At 66.4% G+C, this 12151-nt stretch carries 6 protein-coding genes and 3 rRNA genes; all 9 read right to left on the bottom strand.

Annotated elements, in window-relative coordinates; all coding sequences use genetic code 11:
• Position 1: 1 nt before the first annotated feature.
• On the bottom strand, positions 2-679 hold the full coding sequence (gene mtrA, locus ACHZ99_RS20410; protein ID WP_420306107.1) for a two-component system response regulator MtrA: 678 nt from the start codon (positions 677-679) through the stop codon (positions 2-4).
• Positions 680-783: 104 nt separating this feature from the next.
• Positions 784-1881 carry an S-methyl-5-thioribose-1-phosphate isomerase gene (gene mtnA, locus ACHZ99_RS20405; RefSeq protein ID WP_420306106.1) on the bottom strand — a complete coding sequence of 366 codons (1098 nt, stop codon included), beginning with the start codon at positions 1879-1881 and terminating at the stop codon, positions 784-786.
• 73 nt (positions 1882-1954) lie between these two features.
• A 5S ribosomal RNA gene (gene rrf, locus ACHZ99_RS20400) occupies positions 1955-2071 on the bottom strand.
• 79 nt (positions 2072-2150) lie between these two features.
• Positions 2151-5279, bottom strand: a 23S ribosomal RNA gene (locus ACHZ99_RS20395).
• A gap of 172 nt (positions 5280-5451) precedes the next feature.
• Positions 5452-6984: ribosomal RNA gene (locus ACHZ99_RS20390) — 16S ribosomal RNA — on the bottom strand.
• The 16S, 23S and 5S rRNA genes sit together here, the layout of an rRNA operon.
• 311 nt (positions 6985-7295) lie before the next feature.
• Positions 7296-7931 (bottom strand): hypothetical protein, encoded by a 636-nt coding sequence (locus ACHZ99_RS20385; RefSeq protein WP_420306105.1) that lies wholly within the window; start codon positions 7929-7931, stop codon positions 7296-7298.
• Between the two features lie 84 nt (positions 7932-8015).
• Entirely contained in the window at positions 8016-9479 is a 1464-nt protein-coding gene (ahcY, locus tag ACHZ99_RS20380; RefSeq protein WP_420306104.1) for an adenosylhomocysteinase, read from the bottom strand.
• Positions 9480-9860: 381 nt separating this feature from the next.
• On the bottom strand, positions 9861-10784 hold the full coding sequence (locus ACHZ99_RS20375) for a cation diffusion facilitator family transporter (protein ID WP_420306103.1): 924 nt from the start codon (positions 10782-10784) through the stop codon (positions 9861-9863).
• Positions 10785-10937: 153 nt separating this feature from the next.
• A complete protein-coding gene (gene manA / locus ACHZ99_RS20370) occupies positions 10938-12134 on the bottom strand; it encodes a mannose-6-phosphate isomerase, class I (protein WP_420306102.1) in 1197 nt (398 codons plus the stop codon).
• Between the last annotated feature and the right edge of the window lie 17 nt (positions 12135-12151).

The raw sequence follows: 12151 nt of genomic DNA, 5'->3' as shown, positions 1-12151 counted from the left end.
GTCAGCTCGGTCCCGCCTTGTAGCCGACGCCGCGGACGGTCACCACGATCTCCGGCTTCTCCGGGTCCTTCTCGACCTTCGAGCGCAGCCGCTGCACGTGCACGTTCACGAGCCGCGTGTCGGCGGCGTGCCGGTACCCCCAGACCTGCTCCAGCAGCACCTCGCGGGTGAAGACCTGCCACGGCTTGCGCGCCAGCGCCACCAGCAGGTCGAACTCCAGCGGGGTCAGCGCGATCGGCTCACCGCCGCGCTTCACCGAGTGCCCGGCGACGTCGATCACCAGATCGCCGATCGCCAGCTGCTCGGGCACCGGCTCCTCGGACCGGCGCAGCCGGGCCCGGATCCGGGCCACCAGCTCCTTGGGCTTGAACGGTTTGACGATGTAGTCGTCGGCCCCGGACTCCAGGCCCACGACGACGTCCACGGTGTCGCTCTTCGCCGTCAGCATGACGATCGGCACACCGGACTCCGCCCTGATCAGACGGCAGACCTCGATACCGTCCCGGCCGGGGAGCATGAGGTCGAGCAGCACCAGGTCCGGCTTGGTCTCGCGAAACGCGGCAAACGCCTTGTCACCGTCCGCTACGAACGACGGCTCGAAGCCTTCCCCGCGCAGCACGATCCCGAGCATCTCGGCCAGTGCGGTGTCGTCGTCGACGACGAGAACGCGTCCCTTCATGTCGACATCATCCCATTTACACATCCCCTACAGAGAATCCCGTGTCCCAGGTCACGCCGCGGCCACCGCCGTGACGAGCCTCTTCCCCTGACGATCATCCGCGGTCAACGCCCGCACAGCTCAACGAGCGAATCCCCCGACACCGGCGAGGCCACCCCGCGCTCCGTGACCAGAGCCGTCACCAGCTCCGGCGGGGTGACATCGAAGGCCGGGTTGTACGCCTCCGTGCCCACGGGCGCGACCGCGTACGCAACCGCGGCCGGCGCCGAACACGCCCCGGCAGCGTACGGCACGGAGAACTCCGTGACCTCGCCCCCGGCCCGCTGCTCCACCTCGATGGCCGAGCCGTCCGGCGTACCGAAGTCCACCGTCGTCGTCGGTGCGACGACGAGGAACGGAACCCGATGGTAGTGGGCGAGCACCGCCAGCGGGTACGTCCCGACCTTGTTGGCCACCGACCCGTCGGCGGCGATCCGGTCCGCGCCCACGATCACCGCGTCCACCTGCCCGTCCGCGAACAGCGACCCGGCGGCGTTGTCCGTCAGCAGCGTATACGGCACGCCGGCCCGCGCGGCCTCGTACGCCGTCAGCCGGGACCCCTGCAACAGCGGGCGCGTCTCGTCCACCCACAGCCGCCGCAGCGCCCCGGACCGGTGCGCCGCCAGCACCACGGCGAACCCGGTACCCGCACCGCCGGACACCAGCGCCCCGGTGTTGCAGTGCGTGAGCAGCCGGTAACCCCCGGCGGGCACCAGCTCGCCCAGTACCCGCAGCCCGTGCTCGGCCATCCGCGCACTGGCCCGCGCGTCGTCGGCATGCAGCCGCCGCGCCTCCGCCAGCGCCGCCGCAGCGCCGGCGCCGTCCCCGTCCCGCCCGGCGGCCTCAAAGGCGCCCTGCGCCTTCCGTACGCCATACGCCAGGTTGACGGCGGTCGGCCGCGCCCCGGCCAGCAGCCCGGCCGCCCGGTCGACGTCGTCGCCCCGCGCGGCGGCAAGCGCCACGCCGTAGGCCCCGGCAATACCGAGCAGCGGCGCACCCCGCACCGCAAGTTCCCGAATCGCCCGCACCAACGCCGGCACATCGGCACAGACCAGCTCCACCTCATCGACGGGAAGCCGCGTCTGATCCAGCAGAACGACCGCGGGCCCGTCCCCGCCGTCCGGCGACTCGTCCCAACGAAGTGCGGCTATCTCTTCTGCCATTGCCCCAGTCTGCAAGGACGCGAGAAACGACTCAACCCCTGCGCCGCAGCGCAGGGGTTGAGTCGTAAAGTTTGTTCGGCGGTGACCTACTCTCCCACACGGTCCCCCGTGCAGTACCATCGGCGCGGTCGGGCTTAGCTTCCGGGTTCGGAATGAGACCGGGCGTTTCCCCAACGCTATGACCACCGAAACACCATGAAACACACAACACGATGCCTCAAAAAAGCTGGGTTGTTGTCTCAGAACCTACACAGTGGACGCAAGCAGCTATGGACAAGCCCTCGGCCTATTAGTACCGGTCACCTCCACCCCTCACAGGGCTTCCAGATCCGGCCTATCAACCCCGTCGTCTACAGGGGGCCTTAACCCCTACAAGGGGGTGGGAGTCCTCATCTCGAAGCAGGCTTCCCGCTTAGATGCTTTCAGCGGTTATCCCTCCCGAACGTAGCCAACCAGCCATGCCCTTGGCAGAACAACTGGCACACCAGAGGTCCGTCCGTCCCGGTCCTCTCGTACTAGGGACAGCCCTTCTCAAGACTCCTACGCGCGCAGCGGATAGGGACCGAACTGTCTCACGACGTTCTAAACCCAGCTCGCGTGCCGCTTTAATGGGCGAACAGCCCAACCCTTGGGACCGACTCCAGCCCCAGGATGCGACGAGCCGACATCGAGGTGCCAAACCATCCCGTCGATATGGACTCTTGGGGAAGATCAGCCTGTTATCCCCGGGGTACCTTTTATCCGTTGAGCGACGGCGCTCCCACAAGCCACCGCCGGATCACTAGTCCCTGCTTTCGCACCTGCTCGACCCGTCAGTCTCGCAGTCAAGCTCCCTTGTGCACTTACACTCACCACCTGATGACCAACCAGGCTGAGGGAACCTTTGGGCGCCTCCGTTACACTTTAGGAGGCAACCGCCCCAGTTAAACTACCCACCAGACACTGTCCCCGATCCGGATCACGGACCCAGGTTAGACATCCAACACGACCAGAGTGGTATTTCAACGACGACTCCACAACCACTGGCGTGGCCGCTTCACAGTCTCCCACCTATCCTACACAAGCCGAACCGAACACCAATATCAAGCTGTAGTAAAGGTCCCGGGGTCTTTCCGTCCTGCTGCGCGAAACGAGCATCTTTACTCGTACTGCAATTTCACCGGGCCTATGGTTGAGACAGCCGAGAAGTCGTTACGCCATTCGTGCAGGTCGGAACTTACCCGACAAGGAATTTCGCTACCTTAGGATGGTTATAGTTACCACCGCCGTTTACTGGCGCTTAAGTTCTCAGCTTCGCCACCCCAAAGGAATGACTAACCGGTCCCCTTAACGTTCCAGCACCGGGCAGGCGTCAGTCCGTATACATCGCCTTACAGCTTCGCACGGACCTGTGTTTTTAGTAAACAGTCGCTTCTCGCTGGTCTCTGCGGCCACCCCCAGCTCCGGCCGTAAAAGCCATCACCAGAAGCGGCCCCCCTTCTCCCGAAGTTACGGGGGCATTTTGCCGAGTTCCTTAACCATAGTTCACCCGAACGCCTCGGTATACTCTACCTGACCACCTGAGTCGGTTTCGGGTACGGGCCGCCATGAAACATCGCTAGAGGCTTTTCTCGACAGCATAGGATCATCCACTTCACCACAATCGGCTCGGCATCAGGTCTCACCCTCATGTTGCACGGATTTACCTGCACAACGGGCCACACCCTTACCCCGGGACAACCACCGCCCGGGCTGGACTACCTTCCTGCGTCACCCCATCACTCACCTACTACAAGCTCGGGTCACCGGCTCCACCACACCCCGCATCACCCGAAGGATCAACGAGGGGGCTTCACGGGCTTAGCATCACCTGATTCAATGCTGGGCGCTTCACAGCGGGTACCGGAATATCAACCGGTTATCCATCGACTACGCCTGTCGGCCTCGCCTTAGGCCCCGACTTACCCTGGGCAGATCAACTTGACCCAGGAACCCTTAGTCAATCGGCGCACACGTTTCCCACGTGTGTATCGCTACTCATGCCTGCATTCTCACTCGCGAACCGTCCACCACTACCTTCCAGTGCGGCTTCACCCGGCACACGACGCTCCCCTACCCACCCACACACCCGTTAAGGCTCTAGTGTGAGTGACACGACTTCGGCGGTACGCTTGAGCCCCGCTACATTGTCGGCGCGGAATCACTTGACCAGTGAGCTATTACGCACTCTTTCAAGGATGGCTGCTTCTAAGCCAACCTCCTGGTTGTCTCTGCGACTCCACATCCTTTCCCACTTAGCATACGCTTAGGGGCCTTAGTCGATGCTCTGGGCTGTTTCCCTCTCGACCACGGAGCTTATCCCCCGCAGTCTCACTGCCGCGCTCAACTTACCGGCATTCGGAGTTTGGCTAAGGTCAGTAACCCGGTAAGGCCCATCGCCTATCCAGTAGCTCTACCTCCGGCAAGCAACACACGACGCTGCACCTAAATGCATTTCGGGGAGAACCAGCTATCACGGAGTTTGATTGGCCTTTCACCCCTAACCACAGGTCATCCCCCAGGTTTTCAACCCTGGTGGGTTCGGGCCTCCACGACCTCTTACAGCCGCTTCACCCTGCCCATGGCTAGATCACCCCGCTTCGGGTCTAGAGCGTGCAACTCAACGCCCAGCTAGGACTCGCTTTCGCTACGGCTACCCCACACGGGTTAACCTCGCTACACACCGCTAACTCGCAGGCTCATTCTTCAAAAGGCACGCAGTCACGACCGAAGCCCCCAAAAGGACAACGGCGACGCTCCCACGGCTTGTAGGCACACGGTTTCAGGTACTCTTTCACTCCGCTCCCGCGGTACTTTTCACCATTCCCTCACGGTACTATCCGCTATCGGTCACCAGGGAATATTTAGGCTTAGCGGGTGGTCCCGCCAGATTCACACGGGATTTCTCGGGCCCCGTGCTACTTGGGTGGTTCACAACGAGCCGTACACGTTTCGACTACGGGGGTCTTACCCTCTACGCCGGGCCTTTCGCATGCCCTTCGCCTACACGTACGGTTTCTCACTCGCCGACCAGCCGGCAGACCGGTCACGTAAACTCCCACAACCCCGCATGCGCAACCCCTGCCGGGTATCACACACACACGGTTTAGCCTCATCCAGTTTCGCTCGCCACTACTCCCGGAATCACTGTTGTTTTCTCTTCCTGCGGGTACTGAGATGTTTCACTTCCCCGCGTTCCCTCCCAACTGCCTATACATTCAGCAGCGGGTGACAGCCCATGACGACTGCCGGGTTTCCCCATTCGGACACCCCCGGATCACAGCTCGGTTGACAGCTCCCCGGGGCCTATCGCGGCCTCCCACGTCCTTCATCGGTTCCTGGTGCCAAGGCATCCACCATGCGCCCTTAAAAACTTGGCCACAGATGCTCGCGTCCACTGTGCAGTTCTCAAACAACAACCCATAAGAGAAACAGACACTTGCGTGCCCGCGCTCTCAGATACCCAACAGTGTGCCGTGACGCGTAATCGATGTTCCACCCATGAGCTGGCCGTGCGGGACACTTGCCCGCATGCGGCACGGTGCTCCTTAGAAAGGAGGTGATCCAGCCGCACCTTCCGGTACGGCTACCTTGTTACGACTTCGTCCCAATCGCCAGTCCCACCTTCGACGGCTCCCTCCCACAAGGGGTTAGGCCACCGGCTTCGGGTGTTACCGACTTTCGTGACGTGACGGGCGGTGTGTACAAGGCCCGGGAACGTATTCACCGCAGCAATGCTGATCTGCGATTACTAGCGACTCCGACTTCATGGGGTCGAGTTGCAGACCCCAATCCGAACTGAGACCGGCTTTTTGAGATTCGCTCCACCTCACGGCATCGCAGCTCATTGTACCGGCCATTGTAGCACGTGTGCAGCCCAAGACATAAGGGGCATGATGACTTGACGTCGTCCCCACCTTCCTCCGAGTTGACCCCGGCAGTCTCCCGTGAGTCCCCACCACCCCGAAGGGCGTGCTGGCAACACAGGACAAGGGTTGCGCTCGTTGCGGGACTTAACCCAACATCTCACGACACGAGCTGACGACAGCCATGCACCACCTGTACACCGACCACAAGGGGGACCGTGTCTCCACGGTTTTCCGGTGTATGTCAAGCCTTGGTAAGGTTCTTCGCGTTGCGTCGAATTAAGCCACATGCTCCGCCGCTTGTGCGGGCCCCCGTCAATTCCTTTGAGTTTTAGCCTTGCGGCCGTACTCCCCAGGCGGGGCACTTAATGCGTTAGCTACGGCACGGACGACGTGGAATGCCGCCCACACCTAGTGCCCACCGTTTACGGCGTGGACTACCAGGGTATCTAATCCTGTTCGCTCCCCACGCTTTCGCTCCTCAGCGTCAGTATCGGCCCAGAGATCCGCCTTCGCCACCGGTGTTCCTCCTGATATCTGCGCATTCCACCGCTACACCAGGAATTCCGATCTCCCCTACCGAACTCCAGCCTGCCCGTATCGAATGCAGACCCGGGGTTAAGCCCCGGGCTTTCACATCCGACGCGACAAGCCGCCTACGAGCTCTTTACGCCCAATAATTCCGGACAACGCTTGCGCCCTACGTATTACCGCGGCTGCTGGCACGTAGTTAGCCGGCGCTTCTTCTGCAGGTACCGTCACCCCAAGGAGCTTCTTCCCTGCTGAAAGAGGTTTACAACCCGAAGGCCGTCATCCCTCACGCGGCGTCGCTGCATCAGGCTTGCGCCCATTGTGCAATATTCCCCACTGCTGCCTCCCGTAGGAGTCTGGGCCGTGTCTCAGTCCCAGTGTGGCCGGTCGCCCTCTCAGGCCGGCTACCCGTCGTCGCCTTGGTAGGCCATCACCCCACCAACAAGCTGATAGGCCGCGGGCTCATCCTGCACCGCCGGAGCTTTCCACCCCCAGGCATGCGCCCAGAGGTGAACATCCGGTATTAGACCCCGTTTCCAGGGCTTGTCCCAGAGTGCAGGGCAGATTGCCCACGTGTTACTCACCCGTTCGCCACTAATCCACCCCCGAAAGGGCTTCATCGTTCGACTTGCATGTGTTAAGCACGCCGCCAGCGTTCGTCCTGAGCCAGGATCAAACTCTCCGTAAATGCTTCAACAGAATCAAAGCACCACAGAACGAGTCTGCCTCGCTACTGCTGTAATGCTGTGTTTCACAAACACTTGGCATCGACTACTTGGCACACTGTTGAGTTCTCAAAGAACGGACACTTCCTTCAAAACCCTCACGGGCCTCTCCGGGCGTTTCCCTTCGGTGTTCTGAACCTTACCAGACCTTTTCGGTGCGAATTCCCGCTCCCGATCGGGTAGTTCAGAGAGTGCTCTGCTTCGGCGGGACTTCGCCCTCCGGCTGGAGCGACGTGAACAGTACCAGGTCAACCGCGCGCGATGCGAATCGCCCTCAGCCGTCGAGGGAGTTGGGCGGCGTGTCGAGTTCTTCGAGCTCGACTCCGGGGGCGGCCAGGACCACGTCGCCGGCGACGTGGACCGCGTGCTGTTCGCCGGTCTCCAGGTCGCTGACCTGGTAGTTCGTTACGCGGAGCACTCCTGTGTCCGCCTCGTGGGTATCTTCGCCCGTTCGTGTCCACGCCTGGTCCAGAGTGCGCGGGGCGAGCACGGGGTGGGTGAGGGCCACGAGGCGGAGGCGGTGCGGCGCCGGGGTAGCGGGGCCGGGTGGGGTGGGGGGTGGCGGGAGGAGTTGGGTGGTGGCGATGAGGAACGCCGGGGAGGTGCCCGTGAAGCCCTGGGCGCGGGCGTTGCCCTCGCTGGCCGCTGTGCCCGCCGGGTCCGAGCGGACCCACGTGACGCCGTCCAGGGCCGCGCCGCGGACCTGCCAGCCGCCGGCGTGGAGTTCCAGGCGGACGGGGCGGCCGCGGTGGTCGATGGTGAGGTCCACGGAGCCGGCGGGGGTGCCGTCGGGGGCCGTGGTCTGGGCGACGTAGCGCCAGCCGGAGGAGCCGGGGGCGCAGTGGAAGCGTTCGTCGCCCAGCGGGGTGCCGTCGTACGGGTCGTGGAGGGAGTAGCGTCCGCGCGGCATGTGCCGCACCCTACGCGGGTGCCGGGCCCGGACGCGGCGCCGCCCGCCCGGGACGGGTCCGGGCGGGCGGCGGGCGGTCGGGGCTCAGTACCGGTAGTGGTCCGGCTTGTACGGGCCCTCGACCTTCACGCCGATGTACGACGCCTGCTCCGGCCGCAGTTCGGTGAGCCGGACGCCGAGGGCGTCGAGGTGGAGGCGGGCGACCTTCTCGTCGAGGTGCTTGGGCAGCACGTAGACGCCGGTCGGGTACTCGGAGGTCTTCGTGAACAGCTCGATCTGGGCGATCGTCTGGTTCGCGAAGGAGTTGGACATGACGAACGACGGGTGGCCCGTGGCGTTGCCGAGGTTCAGCAGGCGGCCCTCGGAGAGGACAATGAGGACCCGGCCGTCGGGGAAGGTCCAGGTGTGCACCTGCGGCTTGACCTCGTCCTTGACGACGCCGGGCAGCTGGGCGAGGCCGGCCATGTCGATCTCGTTGTCGAAGTGGCCGATGTTGCCGACGATCGCCTGGTGCTTCATCCGCCGCATGTGGTCGGCGAGGATGATGTCCTTGTTGCCGGTGGCGGTGACGAAGATGTCCGCGGTCTCGACGACGTCGTCCAGCCGCGCGACCTGGAAGCCGTCCATGGCGGCCTGGAGGGCGCAGATCGGGTCGATCTCGGTGATGATGACCCGGGCGCCCTGGCCGCGCAGGGACTCGGCGCAGCCCTTGCCGACGTCGCCGTAGCCGCAGATGACGGCGGTCTTGCCGCCGATGAGGACGTCGGTGGCGCGGTTGATGCCGTCGACGAGGGAGTGGCGGCAGCCGTACTTGTTGTCGAACTTCGACTTGGTCACCGAGTCGTTGACGTTGATGGCCGGGAAGAGCAGCGTGCCGGCCTGGTGCATCTCGTAGAGACGGTGGACGCCGGTGGTGGTCTCCTCGGTGACGCCGCGGATCTCGGAGGAGAGCTGGGTCCACTTCTGCGGGGTCTCGGCGACGGTGCGGGTGAGGAGCTGGAGGATGACGTGCTCCTCGTCGCTCTCCGCGGTGTCGGGCGCGGGGACCTTGCCGTCCTTCTCGAACTCGACGCCCTTGTGGACGAGGAGGGTGGCGTCGCCGCCGTCGTCGAGGATCATGTTCGGGCCGCCGGTGGCGGCGCCGGGCCAGGTCAGGGCCTGCTCCGTGCACCACCAGTACTCCTCCAGCGTCTCGCCCTTCCAGGCGAAGACGGGGACGCCGGCGGGGTTGTCCGGGGTGCCGTCGGGGCCGACGGCGACGGCCGCGGCGGCGTGGTCCTGGGTGGAGAAGATGTTGCAGGAGGCCCAGCGGACCTCGGCGCCGAGGGCGGTCAGGGTCTCGATGAGGACCGCGGTCTGCACCGTCATGTGGAGCGAGCCGGTGATGCGGGCGCCGGCGAGCGGCTGGGCCTCGGCGTACTCCTTGCGGATGGCCATGAGGCCGGGCATCTCGTGCTCGGCGAGCCGGATCTCCTTGCGGCCGAAGGCGGCCAGGGACAGGTCGGCGACCTTGAAGTCCGGGCTCGTGGCGGTGGTCGTGGAAGTCACGTCGTCACTCCTTGAGGGGTGGTCGGATTTCCCTGAGCGCAGGCGGGACCTGCCTGGCGCGTGTGCGCACGCGTGCGGACACACCGGTCCCGTACTGCGGCTCAGTCCGCCGGAGGCCCTCTCTCCCCCTCGGCCGGCCCGCTGGCGGGCCACCCGATCGCCATCAGCAGCGACGTCTGGCTCTGCCCCCCGAATCTACCGCAGACCGCCCTGTCCGCGGGGGCGGGTCGGCAACTGGAACCGGCCATCCCGCGGACCGGACACCCGCTGAGACGGCGGGACGGGGAGGGGGGGGACGGGGGTGGCGGGGCGGCAGGCGGGTTCCGGCCGGTCAGCCCCGCGGGGCGCGCCCTGCGGGCGCGGCGGGCGGCGCGGGCGGTTCTACGTGTCCGTCTTCGCGCGGGCGATGTCCGGCTCCAGGTAGATCATCCTGGCGACCGGCACCGCCTCCCGCACCCGCGTCTCCGCGGCGTCGATGGCGCGGGCCACCTCTCCCGCCGTGTCGTCGTGCTGGACGGCGATCTTCGCGGCGACGAGCAGCTCGTCCGGGCCGAGGTAGAGGGTCTTGAGGTGGATGACGTGGGTGACGGCGTCGCCGTCGACGAGCGCCGCGCCGATCGCCTCGACGTCGGCGTCGCTGGCGCCCTCGCCGAGGAGCAGGCTCTTGGTCTCGACGGCGAGTATGACGGCGATGATCAGCAGCAGGACGCCGATGCACACCGTCCCGACGCCGTCCCAGACGCCGTCGCCCGTGGCGAGGGCGACGCCCACGCCGAGGAGCGCGAGGATCAGGCCGACCAGCGCGCCGAGGTCCTCCAGCAGCACCACGGGCAGCTCGGGCGCCTTGGAGCGGCGGATGAACTGCCACCAGCTCTGGCCGCCGCGTACCTGGTTGGACTCCTTGATGGCGGTGCGGAAGGAGAAGATCTCCGCGATGATCGCGAAGACGAGGACGCCCACCGGCCAGTACCAGTGGTCGATCTCGTGCGGGTCCTCGATCTTGTGGTAGCCCTCGTAGATCGCGAAGAGGCCGCCGACCGTGAAGAGCACGATGGAGACGAGGAACGCGTAGACGTAGCGCTCGCGGCCGTATCCGAACGGGTGCTCCTTCGTGGCCGCGCGCTTGGCGCGCTTGCCGCCGAGGAGGAGCAGGGCCTGGTTGCCGGAGTCGGCGAGCGAGTGCACGGCCTCGGCGAGCATGGAGGACGAGCCGCTGAAGGCCCATGCCACGAACTTCGCTGCGGCGATCGACAGGTTGGCGCCGAGCGCCGCGAGGATCGCCTTCGTACCGCCGCCTGCAGCCATCCGCCGCCGGCTCCCTTCGGTCTCTGCCCGCGGCGCGCGGCGGGAGGCCGCGCCCTGTCGGGCCTGTCGAGGCGGCACATTCTGTCAGCACCGCGGCCGGTGGGCGCAAGCCCGGCCCGGCGCGGCTGTGGACAACCCGGGGCCGGGCCCGCCTCAGCCGGCCGGCGTGGCGCGGAAGAGGGTGCCGGAGCCGGTGGCGTGCAGCGTGCCGTCGGCGGCCGGGACGAAGGCCGACTCGCCGCGGTGCAGGGACAGGTGTTCGCCGGCGGCGTTGGTCAGCTCGGCGCTGCCGTCGGTGCACAGCAGGATCTGCGGGCCCGCGCCGGACGGCGGGGGCCCGGCGGTGACGGGGCCGTCGTCGAGGTCGTGGCGGTGGAGGCGGAAGTCGTCGACGGGGACGGGGTACGCGCCGTCGGGGCCGGCCCGGAGCACCTCGGGGGCCCGGGGGGTGAACGAGACGATCTTCAGCAGCTCGGGCACGTCCACGTGCTTGGGCGTGAGGCCGCAGCGCAGCACGTTGTCGGAGTTGGCCATGATCTCGACCCCGACGCCGTCGAGGTAGGCGTGCGGAACGCCGGCGCCGAGGAAGAGCGCCTCGCCGGGCCGCAGCCGGACGACGTTGAGCAGGAAGGCGGCGACGACGCCGGGGTCGCCGGGCCAGGTGCGGGCCAGGGCGCCGTAGGCGGCGTAGTCGGCGGCGTACGGGGAGCCGGTGGTGCCCAGCTTCTCGGCCGCCCGGCCCGCGGCCTCGACGGTGGGCGCCAGCGCGTCGCGGTCGGCGCGCAGCACGCCGGCGAGGACTTCCCGTAGCGCGTCCTCCTCGGGCTGTGCGCGCAGCGCGTCGGCGTAGGGCTTGAGGCCGTCGACGCCGAGGCCGTCGAGCAGGTCGGCGGCGGCCGCGGCCGGGCGGAAGCCGCACAGGCCCTCGAAGAGGGTGAGGGCGCAGATCAGCTCGGGCTTGTGGTTGGCGTCCTTGTAGTTGCGTTCGGGGGCGTCGGCGGGGACGCCGCGCTCCTCCTCGTCGCGGTAGCCGCTGCGGGCCTGTGCGAGGTCGGGGTGGACCTGGAGGGACAGCGGGGCGGCGGCGGCGAGCACCTTCAGCAGGAACGGCAGCCGGGGGCCGAAGCGCGCCACCGTGGCGGCGCCCAGTTCGCCCTCGGGGTCGCCCTCGATCACGCCGTCGAGCCGGACGGGTCCGGCGCCGCGGTCGACGCGCGAGGGGCCGCCGGGGTGGGCGCCCATCCACAGCTCGGCCTGCGGTTCGCCGGTCGGCTCGGTGCCGAGCAGCTCGGGGATGGCGGTGGTGGAGCCCCAGGCGTACGGGCGGACGGTGTTGGTCAGGCGGTCCATGCGGCCATCTTGGTACG

This window comes from Streptomyces sp. MAR4 CNX-425, from assembly GCF_048656465.1.
Taxonomy (GTDB): domain Bacteria; phylum Actinomycetota; class Actinomycetes; order Streptomycetales; family Streptomycetaceae; genus Streptomyces.
This window is presented reverse-complemented; position numbering and strand designations above follow the sequence as displayed.

Bases quoted from the DNA above. Each gene is read 5' to 3' on its own strand.
- mtrA (WP_420306107.1), bottom strand. From the start codon at position 679: ATGAAGGGACGCGTTCTCGTCGTCGACGACGACACCGCACTGGCCGAG.
- mtnA (WP_420306106.1), bottom strand. From the start codon at position 1,881: ATGGCAGAAGAGATAGCCGCACTTCGTTGGGACGAGTCGCCGGACGGC.
- ACHZ99_RS20385 (WP_420306105.1), bottom strand. From the start codon at position 7,931: ATGCCGCGCGGACGCTACTCCCTCCACGACCCGTACGACGGCACCCCG.
- ACHZ99_RS20375 (WP_420306103.1), bottom strand. From the start codon at position 10,784: ATGGCTGCAGGCGGCGGTACGAAGGCGATCCTCGCGGCGCTCGGCGCC.
- manA (WP_420306102.1), bottom strand. From the start codon at position 12,134: ATGGACCGCCTGACCAACACCGTCCGCCCGTACGCCTGGGGCTCCACC.